The sequence below is a fragment of the Bradyrhizobium sp. SZCCHNR1051 genome, from assembly GCF_032489615.1.
Lineage (GTDB): Bacteria > Pseudomonadota > Alphaproteobacteria > Rhizobiales > Xanthobacteraceae > Bradyrhizobium.
On record NZ_JAUEYJ010000024.1, the window covers coordinates 59105 to 74397 of the forward strand.

At 64.2% G+C, this 15293-nt stretch carries 11 protein-coding genes; 8 read left to right on the plus strand and 3 right to left on the minus strand.

Annotation, left to right across the window (positions count from 1 at the left end; genetic code table 11):
* The first annotated feature begins 146 nt into the window (after positions 1-146).
* From QW868_RS26760 to QW868_RS26770, 3 genes are all read left to right on the plus strand, one after another.
* Positions 147-1259, plus strand: a complete 1113-nt coding sequence (locus QW868_RS26760) for a trypsin-like peptidase domain-containing protein (protein ID WP_316231929.1) — start codon at positions 147-149, stop codon at positions 1257-1259.
* 91 nt (positions 1260-1350) lie between these two features.
* Complete coding sequence (locus QW868_RS26765; protein WP_315771090.1) at positions 1351-2625, plus strand: hypothetical protein; 1275 nt, start codon at positions 1351-1353, stop codon at positions 2623-2625.
* 3 nt (positions 2626-2628) lie between these two features.
* Positions 2629-5760 carry a tetratricopeptide repeat protein gene (locus tag QW868_RS26770; RefSeq protein WP_316231930.1) on the plus strand — a complete coding sequence of 1044 codons (3132 nt, stop codon included), beginning with the start codon at positions 2629-2631 and terminating at the stop codon, positions 5758-5760.
* A 64-nt stretch (positions 5761-5824) separates the two neighbouring features.
* Here QW868_RS26770 and QW868_RS26775 read toward each other — a convergent pair whose 3' ends face one another.
* On the minus strand, positions 5825-6382 hold the full coding sequence (locus QW868_RS26775; protein WP_315737502.1) for a PAS domain-containing protein: 558 nt from the start codon (positions 6380-6382) through the stop codon (positions 5825-5827).
* 523 nt (positions 6383-6905) lie between these two features.
* Here QW868_RS26775 and QW868_RS26780 point away from each other — a divergent pair.
* Together QW868_RS26780 and QW868_RS26785 are read left to right on the plus strand one after the other, a co-directional pair.
* The gene (locus QW868_RS26780; protein WP_315737726.1) at positions 6906-7703 is read left to right on the plus strand and encodes a rhomboid family intramembrane serine protease; all 798 of its coding nucleotides are present in this window, start codon (positions 6906-6908) and stop codon (positions 7701-7703) included.
* Between the two features lie 276 nt (positions 7704-7979).
* Positions 7980-8408, plus strand: coding sequence for a CBS domain-containing protein (locus tag QW868_RS26785; protein WP_315737503.1), 429 nt, complete (start codon positions 7980-7982; stop codon positions 8406-8408).
* On the opposite strand, the gene QW868_RS26790 is transcribed toward QW868_RS26785, so the two are convergent.
* Positions 8395-9429 (minus strand): patatin-like phospholipase family protein, encoded by a 1035-nt coding sequence (locus tag QW868_RS26790; protein ID WP_316231931.1) that lies wholly within the window; start codon positions 9427-9429, stop codon positions 8395-8397. The two genes, QW868_RS26785 and QW868_RS26790, sit on opposite strands and share 14 nt — an antisense overlap.
* Before the next feature lie 273 nt (positions 9430-9702).
* Between QW868_RS26790 and QW868_RS26795 the strand changes: the two genes are divergently transcribed.
* From QW868_RS26795 to QW868_RS26805, 3 genes are all read left to right on the plus strand, one after another.
* The gene (locus QW868_RS26795) at positions 9703-10767 is read left to right on the plus strand and encodes a hypothetical protein (protein WP_316231932.1); all 1065 of its coding nucleotides are present in this window, start codon (positions 9703-9705) and stop codon (positions 10765-10767) included.
* 81 nt (positions 10768-10848) lie between these two features.
* Entirely contained in the window at positions 10849-11019 is a 171-nt protein-coding gene (locus QW868_RS26800) for an RNA polymerase sigma factor region1.1 domain-containing protein (RefSeq protein ID WP_315771094.1), read from the plus strand.
* Between the two features lie 924 nt (positions 11020-11943).
* Positions 11944-14418, plus strand: coding sequence for a putative bifunctional diguanylate cyclase/phosphodiesterase (locus tag QW868_RS26805; protein ID WP_315780726.1), 2475 nt, complete (start codon positions 11944-11946; stop codon positions 14416-14418).
* 107 nt (positions 14419-14525) lie between these two features.
* On the opposite strand, the gene QW868_RS26810 is transcribed toward QW868_RS26805, so the two are convergent.
* Positions 14526-15089 carry a nitroreductase gene (locus QW868_RS26810; protein ID WP_315737508.1) on the minus strand — a complete coding sequence of 188 codons (564 nt, stop codon included), beginning with the start codon at positions 15087-15089 and terminating at the stop codon, positions 14526-14528.
* Positions 15090-15293: the final 204 nt, after the last annotated feature.

Consider the following 15293-nt stretch of genomic DNA (forward strand, 5'->3'; position numbering starts at 1 on the left):
CACTCTTGAAAGTAGAGCTTGAGCGCAGCACATTGTTCTTTGGAGCAATGAGGGGCACCGAGACGACGAGCCCATCGGCTTCAACGAGACGTCGTGTGCCGGTCATCGGCCGGGCGGGCACCTCAGTTCGCGCAGGATCTGGTGCGATGATACCGGGCATCGATTTCGGCGAGTTCCAGGAAGCGCTTGTCGCAGCGTTTAATCCTAGAGAATTGGAGATGATGGTCCGCGTTCGATTAAACGAACGGCTGGAAGACATTGTTACACCCGGTCCGAACAACTACGTGGCGTTTCAACTGATCGACTGGGCGGAGCGAAAGGGCGCGACGATCGTCGTCGATTTGGCCCGCGCTGCGTATCTTGCGAAGCCTGACCACGAGAAGATACGACGCCTTTACGAGAAATTCGGCATGGCGCCGACGATGTCGGTACAGAACGCGGGCAAGTCCGTCACCGCGGCACCCGAGCGTGCCACCGCAAGCGGCCTCGAAGCGATCGTGCGTCCGCGACTTAAGACCTTCGATATGGGCGTGTGGCGGGGATGCATGGCACAGATCGAGGGCCAAGTTTGCCGCATTGAGTTTGACGGCAACGCGATGGGGACCGGCTTCTTGATCGGACCGGATCTCATCCTGACCAACTATCACGTGCTCGAGTCCGCGATCGAGGGGACGGCACGTCCGGCCGCGATCGCCTGCCATTTTGATTACAAGGTTCTCACCGATGGCTCGCGCTCGGAAGGAGTTGTCGTGCCGCTGCACGATTCAGATTGGCGCATCGACTTCGCGCGTTACAGCCAGGCCGAGGCCGAAGGTCAGCCGGACCGAGATCTTCCAGCGGTCGACGAACTCGATTTCGTACTCGCCCGCTTGGCGCGATCCATCGGCAACGAACCGATCGACAAGAACGCCGGCTCTGGTGCCCCGCGACGGCGCTGGATCGCAATGCCCAAGACACAGCCGCCACTTGAGATCGACATGCCGCTGCTGATAGCCCAACATCCGGACGGGAGCCCTTTGAAGCTCGCCGTGGACACGCAAGCTGTGCTCGGCGTGAACGGCAACGGCACACGGGTTCGCTATGCCACTAACAGCGACCGAGGCTCATCGGGATCCCCGTGCTTCAATATGGAATGGTCGCTGGTTGCGATGCATCACATGGGCGACCCTGCCTGGGGCTCGCCGAAATTCAATCAGGGCATTCCGATTGGAATGATCCGCCAGCGGCTTGCAGGCAAGATCGAGTTCGAGGCGCCATGATGCGCTGGGTCCGCTTCGCTTCAAGTGAAAGGGCGTAGAGGCCATGGTCGAGACAGACGCTGCCGGCTCCGCGAAAGGGGCGGACTCTCTCTTGGACAAGAAGCTGCTCCATGGCATCTGCGATGCATTCAACATGAACGATCTGAAGATCCTGGTTCGCACGACGATGGGCAAAGTCGTTTTCAATCGACTGTCCTGGGACCAGCCGAAACCGAACATCGTCCTCGATCTTCTGGATATGGTCGAAGGGGACGGCCGGCTTCTCGACCTGCTCAATGGCATCAAGAACTGGGAGGATCAACAGTCCAACGAGGCCCTTCAGAGGGTTGTCGACGAGCACCTCGATCGCATTTCCACCCCGGCCAGCGTCAAGACACTCAACACCGGGATCAATAGCCTGCGTCGGGAAGTCGAGGAGGACGCCGGGATACGCTCCGTCGTCGCGGCCTCGCGCAAAACGCTCGACCAGGTCAGCAGCAGAATCGACGCTCTTTTTCATTACAAGGAGCTGCACGATTGCCTGCACGACATCCAATTGCGACATTACCGCGAGATCATCGATTGTGCCAAGGAACTGGGGCGCGATCCGCAAGCATCGTTCGGGCTCCAACAACACGTCATCGACCTCGCGAAAATCTGCAGCCGCGTGCGCGAGGCGGCCGAGCTGCTCCCGGAGGTCGGCGCCGATAGGACGCATGTGCGGGGCTGGATAGAGGAGCTCGAATCGGCGATTCCGAAATTGCGGAAGGCCGTTCGCGACGAGGATACGCACGATGTGATCACTGCGGTGTTCCCGTTTCGGAGCGTGATCGTCTCCGAACAGAGCAGGGTCAATGCATCGCTCAACCGATATGCCGAAGAGCTCCCGTTGCGAGAGCTGAGCGAAATCCTCGCCAATGCTGTCGCCGCCAAACCGGCAGGGGATGCGTCGGCTGCCGACCTTCAAGAGGCGATCGCATCTTTGAGGAACATCAAGTCGCAACTGAGTAGCCGGGTTGCGGAACACGACAAATGGCAGAGAATCGAGAAGGATTTCTGGGAGGCTGAAGACAACATCGAAAAGAACACACCGGAATCGCTCGACCTGTTCAAGGAATTCTGGCCGGCGATCAAGTCGCGCGTCGACGAGATCGCATCCACGCAGGCTGAAGCGGACTGGGCGAAGGATGCGAAGGAGTACGCCAGCCGGGTCGACGAGACGATCGCCAGCCACGTTACCAATTTCGGCACGCTGCGCAGAAATTTCAAACTATTCCGCGATACGGCGCTTCTTCACTTCTTCAATGTCGATCGAGATCTCAAGGCGCAGTGTGGAGACATCCTGAAGATCCGTGAGCCTTTGCGAGAACTGTCTGACAAGGTGTGAGCCATGTCGAAAGATCACCAAGTTGCGCCGGACGCCTCAGGACCGGTGCCGTCAACATTCACCTCGCTAACCGAATTGCGCGCCGAACACATCGCGTTGATGCGCGCGGCCCGCGATCGAGAGAACGACCAAGATCTGCTTGCCGACGTCCATAAGTTCGTCGATCGGGCGCAGGCGGCGGGACGATGGATAGATTCGCCGGCCGACCGCGAGGCTGCCCAGAACATCATTACCTACTGGACGTCGTATCAGTTTTCGGCCGGCGATCGGGAGGCTCTCTCTGCCACGCTGCCCGCCCTCGCCCCCTTCGACCCATCGCACGCCCCGGACCTCACCAGCGCCGCCAATCCCTACATAGGGTTGAACCCGTTCGACGAAGGCGACGCAGGGCGCTTTTTCGGGCGCGAGGAGGCTGTCCGAAGACTTCTGGAGCAGCTTCGCGAACAGCGAGTAGTGCTCGTCACCGGCCCGATGGGAAGCGGCAAGACATCGATTGTAATGGCCGGCGCCATCCCAAGGATGAAGTCGCAGATTGTCGGGGAAGGCAAGAGCCCGCTCGTTCTGGTCGTAGTTCCGAGAGCAGATCCGTTCGCCGCGTTGCTCACGAGCATATATGAGGCGGCTGCCAATCCCGCATTACCCAAACTCGAAACATGGATCACCGAGCAGAAGCAGAAGCTCGAACGTTCGCCAGAGCTTTTTGGCGCCCTGCTCGACGGCGTATTTCCGGGGCGGCCCGTTATCATGGTTGTCGATCAGCTCGAGCAGATCTTTACGATCTGCTCGGACGAGAAGACGAGGGAGGGCTTTGTTCAGGCACTGGTCGGAGCGCGTGGCCAGCCGGACCGGACCATCCTCATTATCGAGGAGCGGTACCAGCAACCGGCGCTTCAGCTCGCCGCGCTCAAGTCACTCGGGGAGAACCCGGCCGCGCGCTTCTCGCTTGCGCCGCCCAACGCTGCCGAAGTGCAGCACATCATCGAGAGCGCGGCCACCACGGTCGGGCTCAAGTTCGACGAGGGAATCGTCGAGGACCTCGCCAAGAGTGTTGCCGGCGATGCGGGCGCGCTGGCCATGCTGCAATTTGCCCTTGGAAGGCTGTGGGACCAGCGCGAGCGCAACCGCATCACCTGGGAAGCCTATCATAAGGTGGGCAAGCCGCGAGACGCTCTGATCCGTACGGCAGAAGCGATTTACGCCGGTCTGACGTCTGACGACCAGGCGGCCGCGAGGTGCGTCTTCCTGCAACTGGTGCAGCCCGACGTGGAGGGGTTCATCCGCCGCCGGGTGCGGCGGGACGTTCTGGTGCAGATCGCGCCTGCCGGTCGCGTCGACCATGTTCTGGAGCGATATGTGGATGCCGAGCTCATCCGGCGTAGTCCAGGCGTCGGCTGGGACGACGATCGCTTCGATCTGGCCCACAGCGCGCTGATCGACGGCTGGCCGCGATTGCGCGACTGGCTGCAGGACGAGCGGAACCGCTCCAAGGCGAAGCTGCAGCTCATCGCGACGGCGCAGCGCTGGCAGGCATCCGGCTTCGACGCCGGTTATCTGCTCTCCGGCGCCGCTCTGGACGACGCGGCGTCCTACATGGAGGGCGCGCCGGAGCTCAAGGAGCTCGTGGCGGCCAGTCGGGCCCACAACGAGCTGCAGGCGCGACGATATTCCCGCGCCAGGAACGGCGCGCTGATTGTCATGGCGGCCTTGCTCGTTTTTGCGGTGTGGGGCTGGCGAAAGGCGGATTTGGAGGAGCAATCCGCGCTGCGGAGCGCGAAAAGTGCATTTTCCGTCGTCGGGAGCGTGCTCGATGTAATTCAGGATCAGCTCAATACCGGCGCAATCCAGGTTTCGAGTGCTGAACGGCTGCTGCGCGGCGCCGAGAAGATCTTCGGTGCCGTCGAGAATCGGCCGGAAGTCATGGAGTATCGCGCCAAGCTGCTGACGAAGTTCTCGGATGTGTACCTGCTGGTTGGAGCACATGACGCTGCCTTAACACAAATCGAAGAGGCCAAAGACCTCGCTGACCAGCTCCTCGAGAACGACGCCGAGAACGACGAGTGGAAGAAGCTGCGTTATGAGGTTGCGTTCCGACTCGGAGACGCCTTCGAGGGCCGTGACCTAAAGCGATCCGCAGCGGAACTTGATTACGCGCTACGGATTGCGCAGCGGCTGGCTGACAAGAACCCCGCGGACGGCGCAGCGCGCCCAAGAATCGCATTCGTCGAGAACAAGATTGCGGACAGCCTCCTGAATACGGACTGGAAGGGGGCTCTGGATTGGTACCGGAAATCCCTTGCGATTGGCACCGCTCTCCTGGCTCAGGACCGGAACGATCCGGATGCCCAGAAGGCCGTGGCGGATGCTCGGACCCGGATCGGCGATGTCCTTGCTGCGCACGATCGTGCGAAGGAAGCTCTGGCGGAATACGAGCAGGCAATGACGATACGGGAAGCCCTGGTCCGCAGGGAGCCGAAAAACAACATCTATCGATCCAATTTGTCGAGGATCTACGAGCAGATCGGCCGAGTGCACAGGATGCAAGACCAGCTCGACGACGCACTGAAGTACTTCCAGATGGCAGTCGACCTCTCAGCCGGCCTCGCCCGCGACGATCCCGACAAGGTCGACTGGAAAATTCGCCTCGCCCGGCAATACGTCATCATCGGCGATTCGGTGGCAGAGCAGGACCCGGCGGGCGCGATCGAAAGATACCGCAGTGCCCTGGCAATTCGCGAGGAGATCACCGCAAAGGACCTCAATAAAGTGGCATGGACGCGCGACGTAGCCGACACACACGATAGGCTTGGGAGCGCCTGGCGAAGGCAGCACGACTTCGTAAACGCGCTCAAGGAATATGATGCCGGTCTGCAAATCCGGCTGCAGCTCGCGGGAAGGTTTCCCGACGATAGCAAGCGTCAACTTGAGCTGGCGGAAGGCTACGAGCGCATCGGTGACGCCGCGCGCGAGCAGAGCGAGCCGGGAAAAGATGACCGCTCCCTGCAAGACGCCGTCGACGCCTATCGCAAGGGCCTCGTCGTCGTCAACGCACTCATAGCCAACGACCCGAAGAGCGGGGCAGAGAAGGTGCGCGAAAGGTTCCAGACGAAACTCTCGGCCCTTACAACAATCCGCTAGCGGTAGCGCAATTGGAGTATTTGCGGTTGCTTCTGCACAGAAGTCCTAACTACGCGCGCCGCAGTCAGCGCAGGCCCTCATAGACCATCAAGCCGCGGGCGAGCGCGAGCTTGCGCAGCGCGCGCGGCACGATCGGCTCGGCCGGCGGATGGATGTAGCGCCATGACACCATCTCCAGCGGTCCGAGCGCGCCTCGCGGCGTCTCGAACGGGGCGAGCAGGCCGGTCAGGCTGATCGGCTCGTGCGCGCGCGTCGCGAACGGCAGCAGCAGCAGCTCGAAATGCGCCGTCGTGCGATCCGGTCCCTGCGCCTTGACGCCGGCGATCGCCGGCAGCGTCTCCTCGCACACGACCATCGTGATCTCTTCGATCTCGCGGCGGCTGGCGGGCGCGAACTGCGCCGGGAAGCTCCTGTCCTTGACGTCGCCGCCCAGCAGGGCGCACAGCCGCGTGCCGGCCATGCGGAACGGAAAGCCGCTGTCGGCGTCGCAGGACAAGACGAAGATGTCGCCGAGCAGCTCGCGCACGGCCGACGGCTCGAAGTCGCAGCGCTCTGGCGCCTTGGCATGGCCGCGCCTGTCGTTCCAATAGGCGAAGAGCTCGCGATTGGACGGATGTTTCATCTCGGTGATCCCTCGCGCCCTCGACGTCACGGAGGACATTGCTGTCCCGCTTTCGTCCAGGCGCCTCCCTGGTTTGTTTTCGCAGGAGGGGCGGTGCAGCGTCCATGCCGATGGTGCGATCGTGCCGGCTTTCCCCCGGCCTTCCGCGCGTTAAGGTTAAATTAACGATGAGCTTGGCGGCAGCCGAGCGATCGTTAACAATGCGTTCATCAGATCGCGGCCGGACGGTGGAAGGTCCGCCGCGATACGGTGAGGTACACGCAGGCGGCGTCAAACAAGTCTGGTCGTCGCGACGGGGCGGGGTGGGGAAAACAACCTCGGGCGCTCCGGACGCGGCAAAGGCCGGCAAGTCTCGGAGGGAGGGTTTTCTCAGGACCCTCCCTCGTTCTTTTTGCGGATCCGCCGCCCTTTCTCCACCGCTGCCACCGCGCCGCACATCAACTCTGCCGCCGTGCGCTTGCACAGGCCGGCCAAAGCCGCCTATCTGACGGATCTGTTCCTCTCGTCGAAGGCGTGCGTTCCGTTGGATTCCTCCTCGTCAGACCTCACGCAGGATCCGCCGCTCCAGCAGGCGCGGGAGCCGATCCTCAATCTGCCGGGCGCACTGACCGCCTACATCCTGCTGATCGCGGTGATCCATCTGCGCGTGCTGTTGCCGGACGAGTGGAACGGCTGGATCATCGACCTGTTCGCCTTCGTCCCGAAACGATACGACCAGACCCTGATGGACGGGGCGTTTCCCGGCGGCACGCCGGCCAAGATCTGGACCTTCGTCAGCTATTCGCTGCTGCACGCCAATCTGGCGCATATCGGCTTCAACGTGCTGTGGCTGCTGCCATTCGGCAGCGCGCTCGCGCGCCGCTTCGGGGCGGCCCGGTTCTATCTGTTCATGGCGGTGACGGCGGCGGCCGGTGCGCTGGCTCATCTGCTCACCCATGAGCACGCGCTGGCGCCGATGATCGGCGCCTCGGCCTCGGTGTCCGGCACCATGGCGGCCGCGATGCGCTTTGCCTTCGTGAGCGGCAGCTTCCTGTCGTTCACCCGCGGCGATGCCGAGGCGGCGGCCAGGGTTCCGGCGTTGTCGTTGTCGCGTGCGCTGCGCAATCCGCGCGTCCTCGGCTTTCTGGCAGTGTGGTTCGGCGTCAACATCGTGTTCGGCATCGGCGGCATCACGCCCGGCGCCGAGGGCGCCGACGTCGCCTGGCAGGCTCATATCGGCGGCTTCATCGCCGGCCTGATCCTGTTTGCGCTGTTCGATCCCACCCCGCATGTGCGTGACGATGCTGCGCCTGCGTTGCCGTCCGACGTGGTCGACCGTTAGTTGCCGCAATCCTGCGCTTGCGAGCGCAGGTGATTTCATTCATCATTTGCGTCCACTGCAACCGGAGCACGATTCCGGATGAACGAAAGCAGGCCATTTTGTGCCGCGCAGGCCAGCCTGCCGAGTGCAATGCAACCAAAGCGTGATCGGGAGGATTGGATCCGTTGCGTTGCCAGACTGTTGATTGAAGACTCGCTTGACTGACGATCGCTGGAAGCATCGGCCGCAACGACGCCTCGCTCAAGAAGGCACACCGGCCCCTGAAGGAGACGAGCAATGACAGTACGTGCGATCCTCGACATCAAGGGCCATCAGGTCGAGAGCGTCGAGTCCCAGACCACACTCGCCGAAGCCGCCAAGCGGCTTGCTGACCGCAAGATCGGCGCGGTGCTGGTGATGTCGGGCTCCCGGATGGAGGGCATCCTATCCGAGCGCGACATCGTCCGCGCGCTCGGCGAGCGCGGCGCCTCGGCGCTGACCGAGCCGGTGTCGAACGTGATGACGCGGCGGGTGGTGAGCTGCAAGCCGGCGGATACCGTCGCCTCGATCATGGAAGTGATGACGAACGGCAAGTTCCGCCATCTGCCGGTGATCGAGGGCGGCGTCGTCGTCGGCCTGATCTCGATCGGCGACGTCGTGAAGTGGCGCGTCCAGGAATACGAGACCGAGCAGGAAGCCCTGCGTCAGTACATCAAGACGGCGTAGTCCTCGCTCCGCCGCCGGTCGGCGTCACCGCGCCGGTCGCCTGGCCGATGGTCTCCTGGATCGAATCCAGCGCACGTTCGGCCGCCCTGGTGCCGAACGCGATGAGGTCGGCTGCGCGGTGGAAGTCGAACCAGCCGATCTGGCCGACGCGCGGCGAGATCAGAAGGTCCGGCGGATCGCCGGCGAGACGTGCGCGGGTGATGCGGTCCTGCATGATGTTGAAGGCATCGACCATCACCGACGAGATGCCCGGCCGGCCGCCGCCGCCAAAGAACTGCCGCTTCACCGCGCGCTCCGGCGAGAACAGCCTGCCGAAGCGGCGCTTGGGCGGCGCGCTCTCCATCACCGTCTCCGGCACCTCGACCGGCTGGCCATGCGAGTAGATCGTCGTCGAATGCGTGAACACGTCGCTGGACAGGTTGGCGGCGATCACGATCTCGGCGCCGAGCGCGCGCGCCGCCGACACCGGCACCGGGTTCACCATGGCGCCGTCGACCAGCCAGCGGTCGCCGATCAGGACCGGCGCGAAGATGCCGGGCAGGGCGTAGGAGGCGCGCATCGCATCGACCAGGCTGCCATGGGTCAGCCAGATCTCGTGACCGGTGCGGATTTCGGTCGCTACGGTTGCGACCTTCATCGGCAGCTCCTCGATGGTGACGCGGCCGAGCGAGGCTTCGAGCTGGGCGGCGAGCTTCTCGCCGCCGATCAGGCCGGAGCCGTTGAGGCGGATGTCGAGATAGCCGAGGATGTTGCGCATCTGCAGGCTGCGCGCCCATTCCTCCAGGGTATCGAGCTGGCCGGCCGCATAGGCACCGCCGACCACGGCCCCGATCGAGGTGCCGACCACGACGTCGGGCACGATGCCGTGCGCCATCAGGGTTCGGAGCACGCCGATATGGGCAAAGCCGCGCGCCGCACCGCCGCCGAGTGCCAAGCCGATGACCGGCTTGCGGATCGTCCCAAGACCGACATCGGAACCTTCGGTTCCGCTCGCACGGCGTCCTTTCAGAATATCCAGCACCGAGATCTCCACGCCTACGCATACTGTGTGCAATGAGTCGGCAACGGACTCATGACGCATGACAGTCTAGCACCAGCCTACCAGAAGCATCCTTTATGCCGGGTCGACGGAAGCATCGGATGCCGCTGATGTGAACGCTCCCCTGGACGGAACTGCGCGCCCCGGCCGCTCACCGCCGGAGAATGCGACCAAGTCGCACGCCGCTCATGCGGTTCCTCGGGGACAGTTGAGTAGAGGCTTGAATTTGCCGCGTTTTCGGTCAAAAGCAGGACGATGACGACAGGTCGCGGGTTCACCAGATTCCGGCGCAGCGGGCGGCTATGGCTTGTGCTTGCCTTGTCGTGCCCGCTGACCGGACTCTCAATGTCGCCGGCCGCAGCGCAACTGTTCAGCGACAGGCCGCCGCCGGTTCCGCCGGCCTCGGTGCCCGATCCCGGGGCAGCGGTCAGCCTGGCACCACCCTCCGGCCCCATTCCGGCGCCGGCACCCCAGGCGCTGCCGGGACCGCCGGTCGCCGCGATTCCGCCCGGCGCGCCGGCTGCGATCCCCCCGGTTGCCGCTCCGCCGGCCGCAGCCCCCAATCAGGGCGTGCTGTCGCTGTCGGCGCGGTTCGGCAAGGACCTGCCGAACATCAATGGCGGGCTGGTCTGGCGCGTGTTCGCCGACCGGCCGGACGAATCCGGCGCCTTCAAGATGCTGCGCGAGGATCGCGGCGCAACGCCGAACATCGTGCTGCCGCCCGGCACCTATGTCGTTCATGTCGCGCTCGGCCTCGTCAGCGCGGTCAGGTCCGTGAACCTGAAGCCGGAGACCGATCGCGAATCCTTCGTGCTGCCGGCCGGGGGCCTGCGTCTCGAGGGCAGGGTCGGCACCAGCAAGATCCCGCAGAACCAGATCTCGTTTGCCATCTACAAGGGCAGCCAGTTCGACGGCCGCGAGCGGGCGCCGCTGGTGCCGAACGTCGCCGCCGGCGACATGCTGATGCTGCCGGAGGGGACCTATTACATCGTCTCCAACTATGGCGACGCCAACTCGGTGGTGCGCTCCGACATCCGCGTCCAGGCCGGCAAGCTCACCGATGTCACGGTGACGCATCGCGCCGCGGTCATCACCTTGAAGCTCGTCTCCGACAAGGGCGGCGAGGCGCTCGCCAACACGGCCTGGTCGGTCATCAACCCCGGCGGCGACGTGATCAAGGAATCGATCGGCGCCTTCCCCAAGGTCGTGCTGTCCGAAGGCGACTACCGCGCCATCGCCAAGAACGAAGGCAAGGTGTTCGAGCGCTCCTTCAGCGTCGTCAACGGCGTCGACGGCGAGGTCGAGGTGCTCGCGCGGTAAGCGGCTCGCACGCGAAATGGCCCCGCAGAAGGACACCGACTCTCCCCGCCATCTATGAGAGCCAGTCTCCGGGAGAGCCGCATGCAGATATCCGACGTCATCCGCCATGCCATCGAGATCGGCGAGCGCAAGGGCTGGATCACGTTCGACGAGCTGAACGCACTTTGCCCGGGTAACACAGTCGAACCCGAGGACATCGAGCGGATCATGCAGGCGCTGAGCGACGCAGGCATCCGTCTGGAGGAGGAGTGATGCAAGAACAGCGTTTTTGGCAGGAGCGCGCCTGACCACGGGTGTCGTCCCGGCGAACGCCGGGACCCATACCGCGGATGCTATCGGGGGACGTCGCTGTCAGTGGCCCGCATCACCGCGGCCGGTGACTATGGGTCCCGGCTCAAGGCCGGGACGACAGCGGTGATTGTCGAGGCAGTGGTGCGCGACGCGACTCGCTAAGTCGTGCCACATCTGCCCGTCGGGTTACTTTGTCGCACTTATTAGTTCTTGCGCCGTCGGGCAAATCAGGTCGATCTTTCCGCGCATCCCGCCTCGAGATGAGGGGCGTATCGCGGTCGTCACGAGACGCGAGGCGGGGAGCGGTGGGCGTGGTGGATTGCAGCGCGAGTCTCTCGCGCCGACGAACAATTCGCTGCGCACGGTCAAGTCGCGCGGTCCTGATATCCCGATGCTGATATCAACTCACGTTGAGGCTTCGCTTCGCGTGGGGATGGTGGCCAGAAAGCCCGGCGCGCCAGGGAGAACGCGAAGCAGCCGTTCAGCCATCGCGCAGGGAGGGCCGGGTTTCCGGCTGACCCGTGGTACCTGCCGCCTGCATTTTTTTTCGCAGGCGGGCCACGGACCTCAGTCGAGGTCCGGCTCTCCCTGCGCCCTCCGTTCGAAGAGGGCGGTTCGATTAGCAAAACTCGGGCAGATATTGTCGCGAGATCGCAGGTTCACATCCGCATCTATGCCGTATCGGTATCGACCTCGCCGTTGCGACATAGGCGACGAACGTGAAGCGATGCTGTCACAGTCGCTAATGCGCGATAACCATGGAACCACTTAAAACTGTCACAATGGCTGCGCGCCACGCGCGAAGCCAATGCATTTACAGCTCGTTAAAGCCGCGTCTGCTTCAGATACCGCCGGGACCGACAGGGTGGCGATTGAGTGGAAATGATGAGTGCCGCGACGACCAAGGCGTTGACGACGATCAGCAGCGATCTGTTTGACGACATCCCGGTGCTCAGGCGCAAATGGCAGGCCGCGTTGAAGCCCGGCCAGCGCCTGCCGCGCTACGAGGACGTCATGCTGGGCAGCCTCGGCCGTCTCGCCGATCATATCGCGGTGCTCAACAACGAAGACGGCGGTCTGCAGATTTCGCGCAGCGGCCGCTACGTCCAGCAATGGTTGCAGGACGAACGCTCGGGCGTCGCGGTCGAGGCCGTGTCGCCGGATTGCGCCACCGTGCTGGTGGAGGCCGCCAACTGCGCGCTCGCCAGCGGCCAGCCCTATCTCGCCCATGCGCATTGCGTGCGCGACGGCATGGTTCGCAGCTATGACGTCCTGGCGCTGCCGACCAACTCGCGGTGGGGCAGCACGCTGGTCGGGACCTATGTCAACGAGCGCGACGCGCAATATAATCTGCTCGATGCGATCTTCTCGACGACGGATGACGGCGTGGTCTCGCTCGCAACCATCCGCGACAGCGTCGGCATGCCCTGCGATTTTCAGGTCGTCCATCACAATCGCGCGGCGGCCGAGCTGCTCAGGCTGCCATCGGCGACGCTGCAATGGCATCGCCTGAAGCAGGGCGGCAACATGCTGTGCACGCCCGAGGTGATGGCGCGGCTGTTCGATGTCGTCACGCAGGGGCGAAGCGACCAGTTCGAGCTCGACAGCGAAGCCCGCAGTCTCAGGCTCGGCGCCCACGCCTTTGGCGACATCATCTCATTGACCATTGCCGACGTGACCGCGCTGAAGCGGCGCGAGGCGTCGTTCCGGCTGCTGTTCGACGCCAATCCGGTGCCGATGTGCATTCTCGACGCGAAGACCGCGCAGATCCTCAATGTCAACGATGCGATGGTCGGCCACTACGGCTACGGCCGGGCGGACCTCCTTTGCATGAACGTCTGGGATCTCTGGCCGCCGGGCGAATGGGAAAGCCTGGATGACGCGCTGTTGCGGCTTGCCGACGGTGACCTGTTTCATCGCGACTGGCGCCATCGCAAGGCCGATGGCAGCGAGATCGAGGTGCTGACCTATGGCCGAGAGATCACCTTCGATGGCCGCGACGGCGTGCTGGTTGCGATCGTCGATATCACCGAGCGCCGTCGCGCCGAGGCGCGCATCGCCTACATGGCGCACCATGACGGGCTGACCGGCCTGCCGAACCGCGAGTTCTTCCAGCAGCGCCTCACGCAGGAGCTCGACGGCGCCGGCGCGGCCGACCGGCGCATCGCGGTGATGTGCATCGACCTCGATCTGTTCAAGACCGTCAACGACTCCTTCGGTCATCCGATGGGCGACCGGCTGCTGCAGGCGGTCGCCGGCCGCCTGACGCAGCAGATGCATGGCGGCAAGCTGGCGGCGCGGCTCGGCGGCGACGAGTTCGCGGTGATCATCAGCCAGAGCAGTGGCGTCAACGACGCGAGCGAATGTGCCGCCCGCCTGATCGCGGCGCTCGGCGCGCCCTATGACATCGACGGCAATGAGCTCGTGATCGGCGCCTCCATCGGCATCGCGCTGTCGCCGGGCGACGGCGCGAGCTGCGAGGAGCTGATGAAGAACGCCGACATGGCGCTGTATCGCGCCAAGCAGGACGGCGGCCGCGTGCATCGCTTCTTCGAAAAGGAGATGGACCGCCAGGCGCAGAAGCGGCGCGACATGGAGCACGATCTGCGCCGCGCCTTCGCGCATGGCGAGTTCGAGCTGCACTACCAGCCGCTGGTCGATGTCGCGACCAACGCCATCTCTGCCTTCGAATGCCTGCTGCGCTGGCGTCATCCCGACAAGGGCATGATCTCGCCGGCCGACTTCATCCCTGTGGCTGAGGACATTGGCCTGATCGTGCCGCTCGGCGAATGGGTGCTGCGCGAGGCCTGCCACGAGGCGGCACGATGGCCCGATGGCATCAAGGTGGCGGTGAACCTCTCCGCCGTGCAGTTCCGCAGCCGCAACCTGGTGCAGGTCGTGGTCCAGGCGCTGGCGCAGTCGGCGCTGGCGCCGGAGCGGCTCGAGCTGGAGATCACCGAGTCGATCCTGCTCGCGGAGACCGAGGCCAATCTGGCGACGCTGCATCAGCTGCGCCAGCTCGGCATCCGCATCTCGATGGACGATTTCGGCACCGGCTATTCCAGCCTGAGCTATCTGCGCAGCTTCCCGTTCGACAAGATCAAGATCGACCGCTCCTTCGTGAAGGACCTCGCGCAGCGCTCCGACTGCCTCGCCATCGTCCGGGCCATCTCCGGCCTCGGCAAGAGCCTCAACATCATCACCACCGCCGAGGGCGTCGAGACATCGGATCAGCTCGACTGGCTGCGCGCCGAAGGCTGCAACCAGGTCCAGGGCTTTCTGTTCAGCGCCGCAAAGCCGGCATCGGAGATCGCGGGGTTGCTGGCGCAATTCGGCGCGCGGTCGTCGAAGGCAGCGTGATGGTTGACGAGTGCGCAGTGCGTAGCCCGGGCGAGCGGAGCGGCCCCGGGAACACCGTCCCCGCATGTCGCTTCGCTCATGCGGGCTACGGACTGCGGGCTTCGTTGTCAGAACCGCGTCACGATCTCCGCCAGCGCCGGCCGCGGGCGGTCTTCGTTCGGCTTGGTCGGCTTGCCGATATGAATGAGCCCGGCGAGCTTCTCCTCCGGCTTCAGGCCGAGCCCGTTCATCACATCGCGATCGAACATGAACCAGCCGGACAGCCAGCAGCCGCCATAGCCGAGCGCGGTGGCGGCGGTCAGGATGTTCATCGCGCTGGCGCCGGCGGAGAGCTCCTGCTCATAGGCCGGCACCTTGGGATGCGGCCGGGTGAAGCTGACGAGGCCGATCACCAGCGGCGCCTCCATCAGGCGGTTCTTCTCGACCTCAAGCTCGGCCGCGCTGGCCTGCGGGTTGTTCTTGGCGAAGACGGACGCGATGACCTCACCGGCGCGGCGGCGGCCGTCGCCCTCGAACACGATGAAGCGCCACGGCGCGAGTTTGCCATGGTCGGGCACGCGGGCGCCGATGGTCAGGATGGTGTCGAGCTCGGCGGGCGAGGGGCCGGGGCCGCTCATCTCGCGCGGCTTCACGGAGCGGCGGGTCTTCAGCAGTTCAATCGCATCGGTCACGTCGTGATGTCTCGTTGGTTGCACGCGGGACAGATAGCATGCGCCTTCGCCTGCAACGAGACCACGGAACGGCGTTTTGATCGGTTCTACCGCGTGTTGCCGCAGCCGCAGGCGGTGCGCGCTCTGCTCAAGCTGCCGTGCAGCCGTGACGTGAATCCTGCAATCTTTCGCCTCACACGCCGGCCCCGGCCTGGTTGGCTGCGG